Source organism: Salinicola halophyticus, assembly GCF_003206695.1.
GTDB lineage: Bacteria > Pseudomonadota > Gammaproteobacteria > Pseudomonadales > Halomonadaceae > Salinicola > Salinicola halophyticus.
Genome location: NZ_PZJN01000003.1, coordinates 524,727 through 545,019 on the forward strand (window position 1 = coordinate 524,727; position 20,293 = coordinate 545,019).

The 20,293-nt window shown below is 63.4% G+C and carries 15 protein-coding genes; 5 read left to right on the plus strand and 10 right to left on the minus strand.

The genetic code is table 11. From position 1 onward, the window contains the following. Positions 1 to 756: 756 nt before the first annotated feature. Positions 757 to 4,374 carry a ribonuclease E gene (rne, locus tag DOM58_RS04530; protein WP_188113770.1) on the plus strand — a complete coding sequence of 1,206 codons (3,618 nt, stop codon included), beginning with the start codon at positions 757 to 759 and terminating at the stop codon, positions 4,372 to 4,374. Between the two features lie 238 nt (positions 4,375 to 4,612). Here rne and murB read toward each other — a convergent pair whose 3' ends face one another. The 7 genes from murB to DOM58_RS04565 form a co-directional block, all read right to left on the minus strand. After that, entirely contained in the window at positions 4,613 to 5,686 is a 1,074-nt protein-coding gene (murB, locus tag DOM58_RS04535) for a UDP-N-acetylmuramate dehydrogenase (RefSeq protein ID WP_110691910.1), read from the minus strand. Next, the gene (locus tag DOM58_RS04540) at positions 5,686 to 6,180 is read right to left on the minus strand and encodes a low molecular weight protein-tyrosine-phosphatase (RefSeq protein ID WP_110691911.1); all 495 of its coding nucleotides are present in this window, start codon (positions 6,178 to 6,180) and stop codon (positions 5,686 to 5,688) included. Before DOM58_RS04540 ends, murB begins: the two co-directional genes overlap by 1 nt. Continuing rightward, positions 6,177 to 6,950, minus strand: coding sequence for a 3-deoxy-manno-octulosonate cytidylyltransferase (gene kdsB, locus DOM58_RS04545; RefSeq protein WP_110691912.1), 774 nt, complete (start codon positions 6,948 to 6,950; stop codon positions 6,177 to 6,179). The genes DOM58_RS04540 and kdsB overlap by 4 nt, the downstream gene beginning before the upstream one ends. Continuing rightward, positions 6,947 to 7,147, minus strand: a complete 201-nt coding sequence (locus DOM58_RS04550; RefSeq protein WP_075561279.1) for a Trm112 family protein — start codon at positions 7,145 to 7,147, stop codon at positions 6,947 to 6,949. The genes kdsB and DOM58_RS04550 overlap by 4 nt, the downstream gene beginning before the upstream one ends. A 145-nt stretch (positions 7,148 to 7,292) precedes the next feature. After that, positions 7,293 to 8,312: a tetraacyldisaccharide 4'-kinase gene (lpxK, locus tag DOM58_RS04555; RefSeq protein ID WP_110691913.1), complete on the minus strand. Its 1,020-nt coding sequence runs from the start codon at positions 8,310 to 8,312 to the stop codon at positions 7,293 to 7,295. Next, the gene (gene msbA, locus DOM58_RS04560; protein ID WP_075561277.1) at positions 8,309 to 10,048 is read right to left on the minus strand and encodes a lipid A export permease/ATP-binding protein MsbA; all 1,740 of its coding nucleotides are present in this window, start codon (positions 10,046 to 10,048) and stop codon (positions 8,309 to 8,311) included. The genes lpxK and msbA overlap by 4 nt, the downstream gene beginning before the upstream one ends. 118 nt (positions 10,049 to 10,166) lie before the next feature. Beyond that, a complete protein-coding gene (locus DOM58_RS04565; RefSeq protein ID WP_245392150.1) occupies positions 10,167 to 12,554 on the minus strand; it encodes a DNA internalization-related competence protein ComEC/Rec2 in 2,388 nt (795 codons plus the stop codon). 99 nt (positions 12,555 to 12,653) lie between these two features. On the opposite strand from DOM58_RS04565, the gene DOM58_RS04570 reads away from it, so the two are divergent. Beyond that, positions 12,654 to 13,184 carry a DUF2062 domain-containing protein gene (locus DOM58_RS04570; RefSeq protein WP_075561275.1) on the plus strand — a complete coding sequence of 177 codons (531 nt, stop codon included), beginning with the start codon at positions 12,654 to 12,656 and terminating at the stop codon, positions 13,182 to 13,184. A gap of 161 nt (positions 13,185 to 13,345) precedes the next feature. Here DOM58_RS04570 and DOM58_RS04575 read toward each other — a convergent pair whose 3' ends face one another. Both DOM58_RS04575 and DOM58_RS04580 read right to left on the minus strand, forming a co-directional pair. After that, entirely contained in the window at positions 13,346 to 14,071 is a 726-nt protein-coding gene (locus DOM58_RS04575; RefSeq protein ID WP_110691915.1) for an ABC transporter ATP-binding protein, read from the minus strand. After that, positions 14,064 to 15,305 (minus strand): lipoprotein-releasing ABC transporter permease subunit, encoded by a 1,242-nt coding sequence (locus DOM58_RS04580; protein ID WP_110691916.1) that lies wholly within the window; start codon positions 15,303 to 15,305, stop codon positions 14,064 to 14,066. Before DOM58_RS04580 ends, DOM58_RS04575 begins: the two co-directional genes overlap by 8 nt. 265 nt (positions 15,306 to 15,570) lie before the next feature. On the opposite strand from DOM58_RS04580, the gene DOM58_RS04585 reads away from it, so the two are divergent. From DOM58_RS04585 to DOM58_RS04595, 3 genes are all read left to right on the plus strand, one after another. Continuing rightward, positions 15,571 to 16,623, plus strand: coding sequence for an agmatine deiminase family protein (locus DOM58_RS04585; protein ID WP_110691917.1), 1,053 nt, complete (start codon positions 15,571 to 15,573; stop codon positions 16,621 to 16,623). Between the two features lie 9 nt (positions 16,624 to 16,632). Further along, the gene (locus tag DOM58_RS04590) at positions 16,633 to 17,532 is read left to right on the plus strand and encodes a carbon-nitrogen hydrolase (protein ID WP_110691918.1); all 900 of its coding nucleotides are present in this window, start codon (positions 16,633 to 16,635) and stop codon (positions 17,530 to 17,532) included. Positions 17,533 to 17,735: 203 nt separating this feature from the next. Continuing rightward, a complete protein-coding gene (locus DOM58_RS04595; RefSeq protein WP_110691919.1) occupies positions 17,736 to 18,656 on the plus strand; it encodes a DNA replication terminus site-binding protein in 921 nt (306 codons plus the stop codon). Positions 18,657 to 18,845: 189 nt separating this feature from the next. Here DOM58_RS04595 and sthA read toward each other — a convergent pair whose 3' ends face one another. Beyond that, the gene (gene sthA / locus DOM58_RS04600; RefSeq protein WP_110691920.1) at positions 18,846 to 20,237 is read right to left on the minus strand and encodes a Si-specific NAD(P)(+) transhydrogenase; all 1,392 of its coding nucleotides are present in this window, start codon (positions 20,235 to 20,237) and stop codon (positions 18,846 to 18,848) included. Positions 20,238 to 20,293 lie beyond the last annotated feature (56 nt).

The window sequence follows — 20,293 nt, forward strand, 5'->3', positions numbered from 1 at the left end:
CGCAGCGGCGCCTTCCACGCCGCTGCGGCGGCCATTCTAACGCACGGAACCGGCAGCGCGAGCTCAATTGCCGCTGCCTCGGCATTACTGTTATATTGCGAACTCACTCGATGGGCGAATGCCCATTCAGGCGCCAGCCACTGACTATGCTGGCCAAAGTGAATAAATGTCTCGATCTTCCAGAGAGTTAATGAAGCCAACCGCTCACGGCTGCTGGAATGATCAAAACACGTTTGGAACGCCAGGCCCCGAATCGAGAGCACGACTGTTACCCACAGCGTTCTGCTCGCGGGAAATCCACAGGTACCAGTGGAAGGCGTCGCCGAACCGAACAATGCCAAGTGATATAGACGGCAGTCTGCAGGACCGGATGCGTCGACGAAAGCGCACCGTGACATGTCCTGCCACCGTTTCGTACTCAACCCATGTTCGTGTAGCACCCGTAAAAAAGCAGGTCTTGAAAGCAACGATGTAGATAGTAACGAACAGGCACGCCACTGGGCCCGACGAGCGTCGACCGGAACGCGTATCGATGGCCGTTTCAGGCCCTGCGATACGCGATTTTCGCAGATTTCCCTCGAGTCCCGGACGCGGTTCTCGCACGTGTTTCACGCTGAGTTCGTTACGGTACACGCCACGCTGGTCTATCCTGCCGGGTCGCTTCATCCATGTGCGCGAGCACAGCACGACCGCTAGCGGTTCGTCGTCGCCAATTGCAGCACGCCTTCCACCGGCACGCTCAATTAGCGAGACCGTATGAAAAGAATGCTCATCAATGCGACACAGCCGGAAGAGCTGCGTGTCGCACTCGTCGAAGGACAACGCCTTTACGATCTGGACATCGAATCCGGTGCTCGGGAACAGAAAAAGGCCAACATCTACCGGGGCAAGATCACCCGGGTCGAACCCAGCCTCGAAGCCGCTTTCGTCGACTTCGGTGCCGAGCGTCACGGTTTTCTGCCGCTCAAGGAAATCTCCCGCGAATACTTCTCCAAGGATCCGTCAGGTCGACCGAACATCAAGGAAGTCCTGAAGGAAGGCCAGGAAGTCATCGTCCAGGTGGACAAAGAAGAGCGCGGCAACAAGGGCGCGGCGCTGACCACCTTCGTCAGCCTGGCCGGGCGCTTTCTGGTACTGATGCCCAACAACCCTCGTGCGGGCGGTATCTCTCGCCGCATCGAAGGTGAAGAGCGCAGCCAGCTCAAGGAAGCCATGGGTCAATTGACCCTGCCCGACAAGATGGGCGTGATCGTGCGCACCGCGGGTATCGGCCGCTCGCCGGAAGAACTGCAGTGGGATCTCGACTACCTCGTGCAGGTGTGGGAAGCGATCACCACCGAAGCGGTCAAGCGCCCTGCCCCGTTTTTGATCTATCGTGAGTCCAACGTCATCATTCGCGCCATGCGCGATTACCTGCGTCAGGACATCGGCGAAGTCCTGATCGACAGCAAGGACGTGCACGAGGAGGCCCTGAGCTTCATCCGCCAGGTGATGCCTTCCTACCAGCAGAAGATCAAGCTCTACACTGACGATGTACCGCTGTTCTCGCGTTTTCAGATCGAGTCCCAGATCGAGACGGCGTACCAGCGTGAGGTCAAGCTGCCCTCCGGCGGCTCGGTGGTCATCGACCACACCGAAGCTCTGGTTTCGATCGACATCAACTCGGCACGTGCCACCCGCGGCGCCGATATCGAAGAGACCGCGCTGCAGACCAATCTGGAAGCGGCCGACGAGATCGCCCGCCAGCTGCGTCTGCGCGACATCGGCGGGCTGGTGGTCATCGACTTCATCGACATGTCACCGGCGCGCAATCAGCGCGATGTCGAGAATCGGGTGCGCGATGCGCTCAAGCTCGATCGCGCTCGCGTCCAGATCGGTCGAATCTCCCGTTTCGGTCTGATGGAAATGTCGCGCCAGCGTCTGCGCCCTTCTCTCGGCGAAACCAGCGGTGTCGTCTGCCCGCGCTGTGACGGCCAGGGCACCATTCGCGACGTGCGCTCGATCGCTCTGTCGATCCTGCGCCTGATCGAAGAAGAGGCGATGAAGGAACGCAGCGCCCAGATTCGCGCCATTCTGCCGGTACCGGTGGCGACCTATCTGCTCAATGAAAAGCGCAACGTGCTCTCCGACGTCGAGCGTCGCCAGGGTGTCAAGGTGCTGCTGCTGCCGAACCCCGAAATGGATACGCCGCACTACGAGGTGCTGCGCTTCCGCGACGACCATGTCTCCGAAGATGGCGACGAAATCAAGTCGAGTTTCGAGATCTCCGTCGACAGCGAGTTGCTCAAGGAACCGGAGACGACGCTCGCCAAACCGATCCAGCGCACCCAGGCCGCCGTACAGACCGTTCAGCACACGGCCCCCGCGCCGGACTCGCTGCATCAGGAACCTGAAAAACCCGCGCCGGCGCCCGCGGCAGAACCCAGCTCCAGCACTGGTTCCGGTCAGACGCGTCAGCCCGGCCAGGCCAATTCGTCCAGCGCCAAGCCGGCGACACCCGCCGCAGCTCAGCAGTCCCATGCCAACGGCGGACTGATGCAGCTCTTCCGAGGGCTGTTCGGACGCCGGCGGGCCGATGAAGAAGTGCCGCAGCCGAGCACGACGCCCAGCCAACGTGGTCAAGACAGTGGCAACGGCAATTCGTCGGCAGGTGAATCCCGCAACGGCAATGGCGGGGGCAACGGTTCCGGCAACTCGCGTTCGTCACGCTCCTCGTCTCAGCGCAACAGTCAGCGTAGCGACGCCGGCGCCAAGCGTAACGATGGCAACGCGCGTTCCGCGGACAGCAATGCGCGTAATGACGGCGGCCCGCGTAACGGCAGCGACAGCAGTTCTCGCGGCGACAGCGGTTCTCGCGGCGATAACAATTCGCGAGGCGATAACGGCAACCGTCAGGGCAATAATCGTCGCCGTCGAGGCCAGGATGATCGTCAGAACGGCAGTGATTCGCGTGGCGACAATCGTCAGAGCCAGAACCGTCAGCCGCGTCAGGACAATCGTAACGGCAAGGCGGACAAGGCCGGGAATGACGCCAGTCAGGAACCGACCAAATCTGACAGCGGTAGCCAGCCCGGCAATAACAAGCCGTCACGTTCCGACGCTGCCGACACGCCGTCCGTAGCCAAAGAGACCGTCGCGGCCCAAAGCGCTTCGAACGAGAGTGCTTCGAAAGAGAACGTCGACAGCAAGCCGAAGCGCACGCGCAACAATCCACGCAACCGCTCACGCAAGCACGCCCTGAACCCGAAGGCAGCCGAAGAGCAGCAGCGGCTGCAGACGGCGACAGCCCAGGAAACGGACGCAGCGACACCGGCTATCGATGCTGATGCCGATAGCGTAATGACCGCCCCTCAGACTGGCGAAAGCACCAAGCCCTCCGAGACCGGATCGGTTGATACGCCAGCGACCGCAGCCAAGCCGTCTGAAACCAAGCCGTCCGAAGCCAAGCAGTCCGAAACCAAGCGGTCTGAAGCGAAGCCGACGGAAGCCGGGGCCTCCGAGACCAGCGGCTCTGAAGTCAAAGCCGCCGAGGCAAAAGCGAGCAAAGCGAAGGTGGACAAGGCCGAGACGGCGCCAAAGAAGGCGGCGCAGGACAAGCCGACTTCAACGCCTGCAACGGCGACCGACGATAGCGTCAAAAAGCCTGATGTACCGTCTACTCCGTCTCAGGACGATAGAAGCGACCGTCAGACCGACGTGGACAGCGCGGCGCCTGCTGCCGCGGACGTGGCTCAATCGACGCCGAAACCGGCCGAACCATCGGTCGAGGAAAGCCAGGTCGTCGAAGCGACCGCCGCGTCTGCCGAGCGTCCCGCCGAAGCGCCAGTCAGCGAGTCCTCGATCAACGAGACGCCGGTCAGCGATGAGGCGACGCCGAGCGCCACGCCCGCCGCCGCTTCGTCATCGGTGAAGGCGTCACCAGCTGAAGTCTCCAGCGACGAAACGTTGGCCGCTGACCAGGCATCGTCGCCCGCCGCCGGTATCGCCTTTTCGCCGACGACCGACAAGCCGTCTGCCACGCAGGATGCCAAGATCGAGCCGATGGCGGAGAGCGTAACGCCGGAAGCGACGCCTGCCCCGCAGACCGAGGTCGCACCGAAGACGGAGCACGCGACGGCCGAGCAGACTCGCCCAAGCGACGTCAGTGAGCATTCGCCGGAACTCGCCAGCGTCGAGTCCAGCGACAAGACATCGGCAGTGCCGACGTCGGAAGCGCAGAAGGTCGATTCGACGGCCGAGTCAACGACGGAGTCAACGAGCCAGGCCACGACCACCACTGCCGAAAGCGATGGTGAGCCGAGCCGGCCACGGCGTCGGGCTCACAACGACCCGCGTGAAAAGCGTCGTCGTGAAGGCGGTCAGAGCGACAGCTGATCGGCCGACGCGACGCCCCGCAAACGAAAAAGCCCAGACAGTTGTCTGGGCTTTTTCTTGTCTACTGATTTGGCTGCTGGCTCTTGGTTAACGGCTCTGGTTGCCGTTTCGGGTTACTAGCGCCGATTCGATCCACTGCCCTAGGCGGTTTGCCCTTGACGGTTCGATCCACCGTTAAGTTTGACCAACGGTTCGCCACTGTCGGCTGACTATTCGTGGTCTGGAATCGAATCAGCCGCTATCCATCCGACGCATCGCTCTTTGAAGTGTCGATGCCAGGTGCCTCGACACAACGAGGTTCGCGCTCGAGCACCACGCCGAAACGCGCCTGGACGGCAGCGACCAGCGTGTCAGCGAATGCCAGCAACCCTTCCAGCGTCCCGCCTCCGAAGTGAACCAGCACCAGAGCCTGACGATCATGTACGCCGAAGGCCCCCTCACGGTGCCCTTTCAGCCCGCACTGATCGATCAGCCAGCCGGCGGCCAGTTTGACCTGCCCACCGGGCTGCGGATAGTGCGGCATGGACGGCGACTGCTGCATTAACCGCGCAGCGACCGCCGCGGTGACCAGCGGATTCTTGAAGAAGCTGCCCGCGTTGGGAGTCCAAATCGGATCGGGAAGTTTCTCCCGGCGGATGGCGCAGACCGCCTCGAACACCTCCCGCGCACTCGGCGAAGCCGACACGCGCTCCCGCAGGATTCCGTAATCGAGCTGCGGACGCGGGCGCGTCGACAGCGTCAGTCCCAGCCGCGTGATGACGACCTGATCGGCCAATTCCCGTTTGAATACGCTGTCGCGGTAACCCAGAGCGCAGGCGTCTCGATCCAGCCGCTGCACACGGGCATCACGCCGATCCACCAGCTCGACCCAGTCGATCACGTCGGCCAGTTCGACGCCGTACGCACCGATGTTCTGGATCGGAGCGGCACCGGCCAGACCGGGGATCAGCGCCAGATTCTCGATTCCCCACAGTTCACGCGCAACGCAGGCCTCGACCAGCGCATGCCAGCCGACGCCGGCTCCGACCTCCACGTGGACCGTGTCGCCGCGCCCCTGGCGAAACGTCACACCCTCGATATCCGCCCGCAACGTGAGTCCCCCGACCGTCGGCGGCAACAGCAGGTTGCTGCCGCCTCCCAGCACCGTGATCGGCCAGCCGCTTGCATTGGCCAGTTTCAACCCGTCGACGACATCCGATTCGGAGCGGGCGTGCCAGAAGCGCTCCGCCCGGCTGGGCAACGCCAGCGTATTGGCATGGGAGAGATCACGATCGATCTCGACCCCGCCAGCCACGTCCAGCCCTGTCGACATCAGGTCATGCCCAGACGTTGCCGCAACGAGACCAGCAGCCCTTCCACCCCGAGCTCCAGCTGATCCAGCACTTGCTGGAAGCCCGCCTCGCCGCCGAAATAGGGATCCGGCACATCCTGACCCGGCTGGCCGGCATAGTGAAGCAGGCGGGCCACCTGCGCACGACTGCCGGCCGGTTCCCGATCGAGTACCCGCTCGAGATTGTCGGCATCCATCACCAGAATCTCGTCGAAATAGGTGAAGTCCTCGAGGGCCAGCTGGCGCCCGCGCAGTCCGCCAAGATCGACACCTCGATCGGCGGCGGCCTGGATGGCGCGACTGTCCGGGGGAGCGCCGACGTGCCAGTCGCCCGTTCCACAGGAGTCGACCTCAACGCGATCCGCGAGCCCCGCCTCATCGAGACGCTTTCTCAGCATGCCTTCCGCCGTCGGTGAGCGGCAGATGTTGCCCATGCACACGAACAGAATTCGCCATTCGAATCGCGACTGATTCATGCCTCGCTCCGCTGTAGAAAATGTCGGCGTACGCGTTCCAGGTCCTCCAACGTGTCGACGCCGCCAGGCAGCGACGAGGAGACGGTCGCCACCTGAATGCGATGGCCGTGCTGAAGCGCCCGTAGCTGCTCGAGCTGTTCGAGCTGCTCGAGCGGGGCCGGCAGCCAGCTGACGTAGTCGGCCAGAAATCCGACGCGATAGGCGTAAAGGCCGATATGGCGTAGCCACGCATCGGTCTCGAGCAGGGTCGGCGGCTGCGTTTTCCAGGCATTGCGATCCCACGGGATCGGCGCCCGCGAGAAATAGAGCGCGCGCCCCGTCAGGTCGGTAACGACCTTGACCACGTTGGGATTGAACAGCGTATCGACATCATGGATCGGTTCAGCGAGCGTCGAAATGGAGGCCTGCGCATCGGAAGCCAGTCGCTCGGCCACGCGGTCGATCGCGCTGGCGGGCAGCAGTGGCTCGTCACCCTGGACATTGACCACGATGGTCTCCGCCGCCAGCTGCAACGCTTCGGCGACTTCAGCCAGCCGATCGGTGCCGGAGGGGTGATCGCTACGCGTCATCACCACTTCAGCCCCAAAAGCCTGAGCGGCGCGTTCGATCCGGACGTCGTCGGTGGCGATCACGATCCGGGACGCGCCACTTTCCTTGGCCCGCAGCCAGACATGCTGAACCATCGGCAAGCCATCGATCTCCATCAGCGGCTTGCCCGGAAGCCGGCTGGAGCCGTACCGAGCCGGAATCACGACGACGAAATCATTCATGGCGCCGGCGCTGCCTTGCCGAGTTTTTCCTCGGTGGGCATGACCCGAGCTTCGTTCTCCAGCATCACAGGGATACCGTCTCGAACCGGATAGGCCAGCCCGCTGACCGAGCTCTTGAGCTCCTTGCGCTCGCGATCGTAAGTCAGCTCGCTGTGACTGACCGGACAGATCAGCATCGCTATCAATTCCTTATCCATGGCCACTTCTCCTCGACAATTCCTGTTTATGCCATTGATGCGTCCGATGAACCGACGCGACAGTCTGGCGCCATGATCGCGCCATCACCGCTGTTATTCTAGAGCAGAACGAAACCCGCGCAGAACGAAGCCGGAGCGAGACGCCCTACTGCGAGCGCGGCCTCCACTGCTCGACCCGCGCACGCCACCAATCGACGAACGCGGCTTCCGGCGACGCCTCGACATCCAGCACCCAGCAGCGGTCATCCGCGAAACCGGCACACTTCACCGCATCCTTGGCCGTCATGACCACGATCGTCGGCGCAGCAGGCAGATCGGTGGCCGAAAAACTGTGATGGTCGCCGAAGGCATGCTCCGTATGAGGGATTCCCAAAGCATCGAGAGTGGTAAAAAAGCGTTGCGGGTGACCGATGCCGGCCACCGCCGCGACGGGGGTATCCAGCGCAAAAGGCGCCGAGTCGACGGGGTAGCGGGCACCACTGCTCAGGTGACGCCAGACCTTGGGCGAAATCGTCATCGTGAACCGCGGAACGCCTTTTGCATCGGCAGCCGACAGCGATTGGAACCCGCCGTTACCGATCAGCGCGTCGACCTCCGTCAGACGCTCAAGCGGCTCGCGCAGCGGCCCCCGCGGAAGACAGTGACGGTTTCCGAACCCTCGCTTCCCGTCGATCACCACCAGCTCCAGCGCCCTTCCCAGCGCGTAGTGCTGCAGGCCATCGTCGGCAATCAGGATATCGCAACGAGCATGCTCGAGAAGCCAGCGCGCCGCTTGTGGGCGATCGGGATCGACGGCCACGGGTGCCCCGGTCTGCTGAGCCAGCATCAGCGGTTCGTCACCGCTCTGAACGACCGGCGTCTCTGACGAGACCGACAGCGGATAGGCGCCGGCCCTGCCACCGTAGCCTCGCGACACGATGCCCGGCCGCCAGCCGTCCGCTTCGAGCCAGCGCACCAACCAGGCCACCAACGGTGATTTGCCCGTGCCGCCGACCGATAGATTGCCCACCACGACCACCGGTACCGACGGCTGCCATACCTCACGGCGGCCGGAGCGGTAGGCCTCGCGTCGTCGCGTTACCATACGGCGGTAAAGGGCCTCGAGCGGGCCGAGCAGACTCAGCCAGCGCGCCCCCCGATACCAGGCGCGCTCGATGGGCGTCACGCCTGCTCCTGGAACTGCAGCTGATAGAGCGAGGCATAAGCGCCGCCCTTGGCCAGCAGCTCGGCGTGCGTGCCGTTCTCGATCAGATTACCCTGCTCCATGACCACGATGCGATCGGCGCGCTCGATGGTCGACAGCCGGTGAGCGATGACGAACGTGGTACGACCGCGGCACACGACCTCCAGCGCGCGTTGAATGTAACGCTCGGATTCGGTATCCAGCGCCGAGGTCGCCTCGTCCAGAATCAGCACCGGTGCATCCTTGAAGATGGCGCGAGCAATTGCCAGGCGCTGGCGCTGGCCGCCGGAGAGCATGACACCGTTATCGCCGACAACAGTGTCGTAGCCGTTCGGCAGCTGCTCGATGAACTCATGGGCGTAGGCCGCTCGCGCCGCGGACTCGACCTGTTCCCGGCCGGCCTCGGGCACGCCGTAGGCGATGTTGTCGGCGATGGTGGTGTTGAACAGCGTGACTTGCTGAGAGACCAGCGCGATCTGCTGGCGCAACGGTGACAGCTGATACTCCTGAATATCGATATCATCGACCAGAATGCGGCCCGCGGTAGGCCGATAGAATCGCGGCAAAAGCCCCATCAGCGTCGACTTCCCGCTTCCCGAACGCCCCACGATGGCCACCATCTGCCCGGCCGGGACCTCGAGATCGATACCCTTGAGCACCTCGGGCTGGTCGTCGCCGTAGGCAAACCGCACATCTTCAAAGCGCACGCCCCCTGCCAGCCGCTGAGGCAGGCGCGTCCCTTCGTCGCGCTCCGTCGGCTGGCTCAGCAGACCGAACAGCTCCTGGGATGCCGACAGCCCTTTCTGGATGATGCTGTTGACGTCGGTTAGCGACCGGATTGGCTTGGCCATCAGCGATGCTGCGGTGATGAATGCCACGAATTCGCCTGGCGTCATCGCGTTCATCAGCTCCGGCGCCATCGCCAGCCACACGAGCCCGGCGAGTGCCAGTGCCACCAGCAGCTGGATGATCGGCGTACTGGTCGCCTTGGTCATCGCCTCCTTGATGCTCTGCTCGCGGTTGTAGTTGCTCGCCGCCTCGAAGCGTTTCTTCTCGTACTCTTCCGCACCGTGAGTGCGCACCACTCGGTAGCCGCTCAGGGCCTCGGACGCGACATGCGTCACCTCGCCCATCGAGTTCTGAATGCGTCCGGAAATCTTGCGGAAGCGCTTGCTGGTGTAGCGCACTACCAGTCCGATCAGCGGCGTGACGCCCATGAAGATTAGTGTCAGCAGCCAGTTGGTCCAGAACAGATAGCCAATCAGGCCGATCACGAACAGGCCTTCTCGCAGGATGGTGGTCACCGCATTGGTGGCCGCTCCGGTGACCTGCTCGACGTGATAGGTCACTCGCGAAATCAGGTGTCCGCTGGAGTGCATGTCGAAGAATCGTCCCGGCATATGCAACATGTGATTGAAGACGTTGCAGCGCAGCCGGTGCACGACGTTTCGAGACACGTTGCTCATGAAGTAAGTGCCAAGAAAGGTACCCACACCGCGGGCAGCGAACATCACGATCACGAACAGCGGCAAAAAAAGGCGAAACGAGGCGTCGGGATTCTGTATGCCGTCGATCAGCCGCTTCATCATCTCTGCCAATGCGGTGCTAGAGGCCGCATAGATCGCGTAGCCGACCACCGCCAGGGCGAATGAGCGCCACTCGACGCGGACGTATTCGAGAAGACGTCGATAGAGTTCCCAACTGGAAGCTTGTGACACGTTGACTCCGTTCGACTGGGAAAGACCGAGACCCGACGCGGGCGTAGCGACAGCCAGACAGCGCAAGGCCGGACGGACGCTCGCGGCCATGCGGTTCCGCCACGCGGCTCGGGCGCATTCAGGGGCTGGATTCTACCCCAACATGCTCGCGGTCGACAGCCGACCGCCGCGACCATCCCGGATGCCGCTGGGCATGAACCACGACGCCGGAGGACGACAGCGTGATCCGCACGGCGCCGTCGTAGGCGGTATTCCAGACTCGACTGCCGGCATCGATGAAGCGCTGCACGACCGCTGGCGCCGGATGGCCGAACGGATTACCGCGCCCGCTGCTGAAGATCACGTCGTCAGGATGGGCGGCGGCGATCAACGCCCGGGATGAACTCGTTGCGCTGCCGTGATGGCCTGCCACCAGCACGTCGACGGGTCGCGCGCCCAGCGGCCCCTGCGTCAACGCCCCCGCGAACGCGCGTTCGCGATCCGCGCTGGCATCGCCGGTAATCAGTACCCGCCGCTCGCCCGAGGTCACCAGCAACACGCAGGATCGATCGTTGCGATTCGCCGCGACGTCACCCGCTGGTGGCGACAGAAACCGCCAGGTGACGCTGCCATCATGCCACTCGTCGCCCGCCTCGCACGGACGCGACGGTAGCGCCAGCTCGTTTCCCCGAGGCGCCCACCAGTGCTCGACGCGATGGTCCTGGCGTAGCGCGGCGATACCGCCCGCGTGATCGGTATCGCTGTGGGTGACGATCACGTCGTCGAATCGTTGCCCCGGCGACCAAAGCAGCGCTGCCGGCATGAAGCCCGACGCAAAACGAGGACCGGTATCCATCAGTACTCGGCGATCCCGGGTCTCGAGCTGGACCAGCTGGCCCTGACCGACGTCGTAGACGGTGACGATCAACTGACCCTCATCCAGTTCAGGGCGGTGAAGCAGCGATACGAGCAGCGCCAGCAGCAGGCAACCCCATAGCCGCGTCGTACGCTCCACGCCCGGCAGTAGCCAGATCATGCCCCACAGCAGCAGGGCGAGAGAGACCGGCCATCGCCACCAGGAGTCGGGCGTCCATAGCGGCAGGAGATCGGACGCGCCGGCCAGCAGGAACGCCAGGGTGTTGGCAAGGTGATCGAAAGGCCACCAGGCCCAGCTGGCCAGGGTCGGCCAGGGCGCGAACAGCCATCCCAGAAAGCCGAGCGGTACCATGACGCTACCGACCAGCGGAACGGCAAACAGGTTGATCACCGGCGCCAACGGCGACAGGCGTCCGAAAGCAAGCAGGACCGCAGCAGCCATGATCGGTGCCAGCAGCCACTGACTGCGAAGCAGCGCGATGCAGCCACCTCGCCACCCGATAGGCCTTGGGCGCCCCGACCAGGCCAGGATCAGCACCGCCACCGCGGCGAACGAGAGCCACAGTCCAGGTCGCCACGGCGCCAGAGGGTCACAGATCACCACCAGTGCCAAGGCCAGCCACCAGGCTTGCCACCACCCCGGCGCATGACGCCCGCTCGCCGCCCACAATCCCACCGCGACCATGATCGAGGCGCGTACGGCGGGCGGCTCGAAGCCGGCAAGCCCCGCATAGGCAAAAGCGGCCGCGCCGGCGCCCAGCCAGGGCCAGATCGTCATCCGCCAGGCCAGGGGTTGGAGCCAGCGCGATAGCCGCCTCAGAAGCCACAGAAACAGCGCGGCAATCAGTCCGATATGCAGGCCGGAGATGACCATCAGATGCGTCGTCCCGGTGGCATTCAGCAGTTGCCAGTCATCATCGTCAAGACGGTCACCGGCGCCCAGGGTCAAGGCGCTCAGCCAGCGTTTGCCAAGCGGCGAGATGTCCACCGCGTCCAGCCGCGCGAGCGCCGACTGACGAAGGGAAAATGGCGCCTCGGAGAGTCGTCGCGGCGCACCGTCGCGAACATAGCCGAGGGCCTGGATGCCCTCGCGCCAGAGCCAGGCCCCATAATCGAACGTCTCGGGATTGGCGAATCCTATCGGCTGGCGTAGCCGCGCGGTGAGCTCCCAACGCTCTCCCCGCTCGAGTTCGGGGGCGCCGTACCACGAGAGCCTGACCCTGCGACTATCGGGACAGCTGTCACCGGCCCTTCGGGGGCGACAGTCATCGATCTGGAATCGAAAGCGGGCCCGCCGCGCATCGACGTCCAGCGTCTGAATTCGACCGGACAGCGTGAATTCGTGCCCGGCAAGTGCCGATGGCAACACTCCCTCACGCTGCTGGCCAACGCCATGAGCACAGGCCAGCAGTGCCAGCATCACGGCGCCCGCCCATAGCGAACGTCGCCATGCCGAGATTGCCAACAGCAGGACGGCGCCGCCGTACACGCTCCACCCTAAAGTGCTGGCATCACCGCCAGGATAGCCGACGGGAGAACCGAGACGTGAGCCCAGGAAAGACCCGCCTATCGCCGCCATGGCCAGCGGCATCCCCCAGCCCAGGCGTCCCGGTAGCGCTTCGATCAAGCGCCGAACATTAGCGGCCGCCAACGAGCGAAGTCTCGGGATGGCGATCTAACGACGGACTTAACATGGCGGGGCCTTGGAGTTGTATGGATAATGGGCCTTCTTCGTTCAGCGAGCGGCCTCATGTCTCGTCGATGGTTACAACGCTACATTCCCAGCCAGGAGAGGCTGCAGCGCACTCGCTCTCTGCGTTTCATGCAACCCATGCTGGACGATCCGGCGATGTGGATACTCTCGCGTCGCAGCGTTGCCAACGCCTGCATGGTCGGTCTGTTCGCGGCCATGCTGCCGATCCCCTGTCAGATGCTGCTGGCCGCTTTCGGTGCCTACTGCTTTCGCGGCAATCTTCCGCTGTCCGTCAGTCTGGTCTGGTTGACCAACCCGCTGACGATGCCGGTGGTGTTCTACTTCAACTACCGGGTCGGGGCCTGGATCCTGAATTACCCGGCGCGCCAGGTACCGGACCACATCACCACGATGTGGATTGCCGAACAGATGGCCAACATCATTCTGCCGCTGGCCGTCGGCTCGGTCGTCGTCGGCCTGGTGCTGGCCATCGCCAGCAACGTGCTGGTACGGCTGATCTGGCGCTTACAGATCTCCCGCAGCTGGCGTCGCCGGGCGAAACGACGCCAGCGCCGCCAGAAACCGTGATTTCATCGAGTTCGACCTTCCCCCGAGCCACGGCTCCTCTGCCTTCTGCCTGTCGAGCGCCATTTCGACGCATGGCGGGAACGCAAAAAAATGCCGCCCTGGACTGTTGATCGTCCAGGGCGGCGTCAGCTTTAGCGGCTGCAGAAATTATCGGCGTTAGGTCACACCGCGTCGACAGCGGTCAACTGACCCTTGTCGAGACGCATCATGCGATCCTGATGGGCCGCTAACGACATGTCATGGGTGACTACCACGAAGGCGCAGTCGGTGGTCGCTGCCAGTTCGTCCATCATCGCCAGAATGTTGCCTGCGGTGGTCTGGTCGAGGTTGCCCGTCGGCTCATCCATCAGCACCAGGCTCGGATCGGTGACCAGCGCTCTGGCGATGGCGACGCGCTGGCGCTCGCCGCCAGACAGTTCACCCGGCTTGTGCGCGCCCCGCGGTGCCATGCCGACGCGATCCAGCAGCTGCTGGGCCTTGTCGACGGCGACCTTGCGGCTCTGGCCGCGAATGATCAGCGGCAGAGCGACGTTTTCCGCCGCGGTGAACTCCGCCAGCAGATGGTGGAACTGGTAGACGAAACCGATATAGCGGTTGCGGAAACTGCCCAGCGCCGCCTCACCCAGCCCGGCCAACGACTGCCCGCCGATGATGACCTCGCCGCCGCTGGGACGGTCGAGGCCGCCCAGCAGATTGAGCAGCGTGGTCTTGCCGGAACCCGAGCTGCCGACGACGGCCACCCGCTCTCCCGCCCGCACCTGCATATCCAGATGGTCCAGCACCGTGAGATCCTGCGGCCCTTCGCTGTAGGTTCGCGTGAGCTGACGGCAGTCGAGCATGACGTTGTCTCCGCTGGCGGACGATGACCGGAATTTGAGTTCACTCATAACGCAGCACCTCGGCCGGCTGAATACGCGCCGCTCGCCAGGCCGGATAGAGCGTCGACAGGAAGGTCAGCCCGAACGCACTGGAGATGATGACACCCAGATCGCTCATCTCGAGCCGCGACGGCAGATAGCTGATGAAATAGACGTTGGGATCGAGAAACTGAATCCCGGTGACCGCCTGCACCCAGGCAATGATATCGGATACCGTCAGCGCCAGAATCACCCCGGCAACGACGCCGATCACGATTCCGATGATGCCGATCGCCAGCCCCTGAACCACGAAGATGCCCATGATCGATTTCGGCTTGGCGCCGATCGTGCGCAGGATGGCGATATCCGCATGCTTGTCGGTGACCACCATCACCAGCGTCGAGACGATATTGAACGCCGCCACCGCCACGATCACCATCAGCAACAGGCCGATCATGTGCTTTTCCATCTGGATCGCCTGAAACAGATTGCCGTGGGTATAGGTCCAGTCCATTCCCCGGTAGCCCGACCCCAGATTCGAGACGATATCCCGGGTCACCGGCCCCGCCTTGAACAGATCGTCGAGCTCCAGACGCAGTCCGTCGACCTTGTCGCCGAGACGGGCGAGCGTCTGCATGTCCTCGATGTTGGCATAGGCCAGGTTGGCATCCAGATCGGCCCCGACCTTGAAGATGCCACTGACGGTGAAGCGCTTCAGCCGTGGGAAGACGCCGCCCGGCGTGATGGAGGCTTCCGGCACCAGCAGCGTCACGCGATCACCGACGCCGACGCCGAGATTGCGCGCCAGCAGCGAGCCCAGCACCACGTGCCAGCTTCCCGGAGAGAGGTCGTCGAGCGAACCGGCCTGCATGTGCTGGTCGATGATCGAGACGTGGCGCTCGTAGTCCGGCTGTACCCCGGTGACCATCGCCCCCTGGGTGCGCCCGCTCGCCGAGAACATGCCCTGCTGCTGCACGTAGGGTGCCGAGGCGATCACGTCCTTGTGCTGATCGACCTTCTCGGCCAGCGCTTTCCAGTCCTGCATGCCGCCCTGCTGTTCGATACGGGTATGCGGCACCATCCCCAGCACGCGAGTCCGCAGCTCGTGGTCGAAGCCGTTCATGACCGATAGCACCAGTATCAGTACGGCCACGCCCAGGGCCAGACCCAGCATCGAGGTCAGTGAAATGAAGGATATGAAGTGATTACGTCGTTTGGCCCGGACGTATCGCAGGCCCACCAGAAAGGGTAAACGGTCGAGCATCAGGTTTGGTTCCTTGTCAGCAGCGGCTCATGTTACGGGTTTTTGGCGATTCCCGAAAACGCTAGTTTGCCGGGTCACTCGCTGCTTGCCAGCCGGCAGAGCCACGCTACACTGGCGACCAACGGAAATCGGCGACGGGCGGGCCTCGAAACCGCTGTCGGACGGCACCGAACGCTGGCTTGCATTGCCGTAACCAGGCCCTACAATGCCGCGTCCTCGCCATCGGCCCTGGCGCACACCGGCCCTAATGCGCAATGGAGACACCATGACCCTGCGTCTGTTCCCCGAATGGCACTCGCAAGATGCCATTCAACTGACCTGGCCGACCCCGACCAGTGACTGGGCGCCGCTGCTCGAGCAGATCGAGGCGACGCTTGAAGCGATGGTCGTGGCGATCACCCGCTATCAGCCGGTGCTGATCGGCGTGCACGATGAAGCGCAGCGCGAACGTTTGAGCGCGCGTTTCCAGGCGCTCGGTGCTGAGGCCGAGCGACGCCATCTGATGGTGGTGGCCAGCGATGATACCTGGGCACGAGATCATGGCCCGATCGCCATCGAGCGCAACGGCTCGATCGAACTGCTCGACTACGTCTTCACCGGCTGGGGCGGCAAGTTCGCCGCCGCGCGCGACGATGCCCTGACCCGGGCACTGGCTGCGCAGCAGGTCTTCGCCGCGCCGGTAGTCTCTCAGGACTTGATACTCGAAGGGGGCGCCATCGACACCGATGGCGAAGGTACGCTGCTCACCACCAGCGCCTGCCTGCTCAATCCCAATCGCAACCCGAGCCTGGACCGCGAGGCCATCGAAGACCACCTCGCACAACGACTGGGTATATCCCGTGTGCTGTGGCTCGAGCACGGCCATCTGGAGGGCGACGATACCGATAGCCACATCGACACGCTGGCGCGGTTTTGCGATCCGGCGACGATCGCCTACGTTCGTTGCGACGACCCTCAGGACCCGCATTACGAGGCGCTCTGCGCGATGGAAGCCGAACTCAAGGCTTTCCGGCGGGAGGATGGTTCGCCCTATCGCCTGCTGCCACTACCCTGGCCCCGGGCGTGTTTCGATCCGGACGACGGACGTCGGCTGCCGGCGACCTATGCCAACTTTCTCATCATCAACGGCGCCGTGCTCGTGCCCACCTACGCTGACGCGGCCGATTTCCGGGCGCTGCAGGTAATCGCCAGTGCCTTCCCGGATCGCGAGGTGATACCGATCGACTGCCGCGCCGTCATTCGTCAGCATGGCAGCCTCCATTGCCTGACCATGCAGCTGCCGCGCGGTGCGCTGAACCCCGCGCCGTTCCAGGATTAAGGAGAGACGATGTCCAAGACACTCAAGGTCGGTCTGGTACAACAGCAGGCCTGGCCGGAAAAACAGCGTAGCCTCGAAGCCAGCGAAGCCGGTATCCGCGAGCTCGCCGCCCAGGGCGCCGAGCTGGTTCTGCTGCAGGAACTGCACGCGACCCACTACTTCTGTCAGTGCGAAGACACCGATCTTTTCGATCTCGCCGAGCCGCTGGACGGGCCCACCGGACAGAAGCTGGCCGGACTCGCCCGCGAGCTCGATATCGTCATCGTCGGCTCGATCTTCGAGCGTCGCGCTGCCGGTCTCTATCACAACACCGCCATCGTGCTGGATCGTGCCAAGGGTCGGGTCGGCCATTACCGCAAGATGCACATCCCCGATGATCCGGGCTTCTACGAAAAGTTCTACTTCACGCCCGGCGACGAGGATGCCGAGCAGGGGTTCGAACCGATCGATACCTCCGTCGGCCGCCTCGGCGTACTGGTGTGCTGGGATCAGTGGTACCCGGAAGCCGCACGTCTGATGGCGTTGGCGGGTGCCGAGCTGTTGCTGTACCCCACCGCGATCGGCTGGACGCCATCCGACGAGCCGGCGGAAAAACAGCGCCAGAAAGATGCCTGGACACTGATCCAGCGCTCCCACGGTGTCGCCAACGGCCTGCCGGTCATCGTTGCCAATCGTGTTGGCCACGAACCCGACCTTTCCGGCGTCGGCGAAGGCATCGACTTCTGGGGCGGCAGCTTCGTCTGCGGCCCTCAGGGCGAGCTGCTGGCTCATGCCGGCGAGGCGAGTGAAAACCGGCTCGTCGAGGTCGATCTGGCACGTAGCGAAGACGTCCGCCGCACCTGGCCCTACCTGCGAGATCGCCGCATCGATGCCTACGGCGACCTGACCCGCCGCTACCGCGACCGCTAGGCCTGCGATACCGACTTCTAGGTCGAGTCGCACTTGCGGCAACGCCGACGTCGTCCCTGCCTCTGCCGGGATGGCGTCGGGGCGCCTTGCATCCCCTTGCCCAACGATTCCCCGAGCATCGGGCAGAAATAGCTAGCCAGGACCGACTGGACAAAATAGCCAAGATAACGGTATAAAATGGCGTTCACTTTCGGGGGCTCATCATGGAACTGCAGTATCGCTTGCTGGCCGAGCTGGAATCCGACTTCGATCGGTTGATCGATGCCGTCGAGCATCTGGCAACGACGTACGCCGAGCGGCCGACGCCTGCCTGGGCATTGGGCGAGTCGAGCGTCGACGCACCCTGGTTGCGTCGCGCATTGACCGACTTCTGGTACCAGGATGGGCAGGACGGGCGCGAGACACGCAACTACATCGGCGTGATCGCCGCCGGCCCGGCGCTCATGGAAGCCGTTGCCGCGGTGAATCTCGGTAAAGCTCGCTTTGGCGCGACACTCAAGCACATACGCCAGTCCGCGCCCCGACTGATTCCCGAAATCAAGGCCGTGCTGCCCTTCCGGCATCCGGTCCTGCACGATCATCTGCGCGGCCAGGGGCTGGCTCGCCTGCATCTCAAACAGTGCTGGCGCCAGCTTCCGGTCGCCGACGCCCCGCTCTCCCGCGTCCGGCTGGCGTGGTACACCAGCGGGCGCTCGATCAAACGCTTGAGCGTTGCCGAAGCAGAGGCCAAGCTCAAACAGATGGACACATCGGCCGCGCACATCCAGATTCAGCTGCGCAAACTCGGCGATATCCCGGATAGCGAGCCTCTGGCCCAGATCCAGCAGCAGGCGCCGGTGATGCGAGCCAATCTGTTTTTCCGTGAGGCGCTGGAAGATGGTCGCATGCGGCGGGCCATGAACCTGCCGCTGCCGCTGTTCATTCCGGATCCGGCGTTGAAGCTGCCCCACCTCAATGATCCGCCGGTCAAACCGCCGACCACCCGGACCCGCGCCAAACGCTCCGATCAACGCCTCGAGGATGATGTCTTTCTGAAGAGCCTGCGGGTCTACCGCTACCGTGATCCAGCGCAGCAGATCGCCATCGACCATCAACGAAAAGACGAGGCTATCGATCGGGGATGATTGCAGCCGTCGCGAACGATAGGCCGCATAGATATGACATACAGGGTGCCGACGATATGATCAGCCTTGGAATCCGACCCTGAAATCTAGCCCCTGAATCCAACGCTTGGGTGAAGGCGTCCGATTCAGGAGCGGCGGGAGATTAACTCAGAGTGTTCGACTGGGAACGCTCGACTCAGACCGCTCGATTCAGAACAGGCGATTCAGGCCGTTCTGGGCGGCGATTCGGTACGCCTCGGCCATGGTGGGGTAATTGAACGTCGTATTGATGAAGTAGCGCAGCGTGTTGGCCTTGCCCTTCTGCTGCATGATCGCCTGACCGATATGCACGATCTCCGAAGCCTGATCGCCGAAACAGTGGATACCCAGGATTTCCAGTGTCTCGCGATGGAACAAAATCTTGAGCATCCCGGCGGTATCGCCGGTGATCTGCGCACGCGCGGTATCCTTGAAGAACGCCTGGGCCACTTCGTAAGGCACCTTGGCCTCGGTCAGTTCGCGCTCGGTCTTGCCCACGGAGCTGATCTCGGGAATCGTGTAGATCCCGGTGGGAATATCGTCGACGAACCGGAAGTCCTCGCCCAGGAACTCGTCGCTGGCGCTGCGACCCTGATCGTAGGCTGCACTGGCCAGACTCGGCCAGCCGATCACGTCCCCAACCGCGTAGATATGCGGGATCGCCGTGCGATAGTGATCGTCGACCTGGAGCTGGCCGCGACCGTTGGCCTCCAGCCCGATGTTCTCCAGTCCCAGTTCGTCGGTGTTGCCGGTACGCCCGTTGGCCCACAGAAAAGCATCGGCACGCAGGCGTTTGCCCGACTTGAGGTTGACCACCACCCCTGCCTCGTCGCCTTCGACGCTCTGGTACTCCTCGTTGTGGCGAATCAGCACGCCGTAATTGCGCAGCTCATAGGAGAGCGCATCGCTGATCTCGTCGTCGAGAAAGGAGAGCAGACGGTCGCGGTTATCGATCAAATCGACCTTGACGCCGAGACCGGAAAAGATCGAGGCATATTCCGAGCCGATCACGCCGGCACCATAGATGATCAGTGTTCGCGGCGTGTGTGACAGCCCCAGAATGGTGTCCGAGCAGTAGATTCGCGGATGGCGAAAATTGACGTCGGCCGGACGGTACGGCCGCGAACCGGTGGCAATCACGAACTGCGGCGCGCTGAGCTCTTCCGATCCCTCATGGTTGTCCCGGATCACCACGGTATGCTCGTCGCGGAAATGCGCGACGCCGAAGAATAGATCGATCCGATTACGGGCGTAGAACTTGGTACGCAGCTCGACCTGCTGGTCGATCGTCACGCGCGAACGCTCCAGCACCTTGGGAAACGAGAACCAGCGCGGCTCGCCGATATCGCGGAACATGCGGTTGGTGTTGAACTGCATGATCTGCTTGACCTGATGTCTCAGGGCCTTGGAAGGAATAGTGCCCCAGTGGGTGCAGTTGCCGCCGACCGAAGACTGCTTTTCGATGATCGCGACGCGCTTGCCGTGCTTCGCCGCATTGATCGCGGCGCTTTCGCCCGCGGGGCCCGAGCCAATGACCACGAGGTCATAGTTGTGAACTGCCATTTGCTTCGCCTACTCCTTACCCGATGGCTGGTACGATCTTATGAGCTCGTGACGTC

Bases quoted from the DNA above. Each gene is read 5' to 3' on its own strand.
- rne (WP_188113770.1), top strand. From the start codon at position 757: ATGAAAAGAATGCTCATCAATGCGACACAGCCGGAAGAGCTGCGTGTC.
- murB (WP_110691910.1), bottom strand. From the start codon at position 5,686: ATGTCGACAGGGCTGGACGTGGCTGGCGGGGTCGAGATCGATCGTGAT.
- DOM58_RS04540 (WP_110691911.1), bottom strand. From the start codon at position 6,180: ATGAATCAGTCGCGATTCGAATGGCGAATTCTGTTCGTGTGCATGGGC.
- kdsB (WP_110691912.1), bottom strand. From the start codon at position 6,950: ATGAATGATTTCGTCGTCGTGATTCCGGCTCGGTACGGCTCCAGCCGG.
- DOM58_RS04550 (WP_075561279.1), bottom strand. From the start codon at position 7,147: ATGGATAAGGAATTGATAGCGATGCTGATCTGTCCGGTCAGTCACAGC.
- DOM58_RS04570 (WP_075561275.1), top strand. From the start codon at position 12,654: ATGTCTCGTCGATGGTTACAACGCTACATTCCCAGCCAGGAGAGGCTG.
- DOM58_RS04575 (WP_110691915.1), bottom strand. From the start codon at position 14,071: ATGAGTGAACTCAAATTCCGGTCATCGTCCGCCAGCGGAGACAACGTC.
- DOM58_RS04580 (WP_110691916.1), bottom strand. From the start codon at position 15,305: ATGCTCGACCGTTTACCCTTTCTGGTGGGCCTGCGATACGTCCGGGCC.
- DOM58_RS04585 (WP_110691917.1), top strand. From the start codon at position 15,571: ATGACCCTGCGTCTGTTCCCCGAATGGCACTCGCAAGATGCCATTCAA.
- DOM58_RS04590 (WP_110691918.1), top strand. From the start codon at position 16,633: ATGTCCAAGACACTCAAGGTCGGTCTGGTACAACAGCAGGCCTGGCCG.
- DOM58_RS04595 (WP_110691919.1), top strand. From the start codon at position 17,736: ATGGAACTGCAGTATCGCTTGCTGGCCGAGCTGGAATCCGACTTCGAT.
- sthA (WP_110691920.1), bottom strand. From the start codon at position 20,237: ATGGCAGTTCACAACTATGACCTCGTGGTCATTGGCTCGGGCCCCGCG.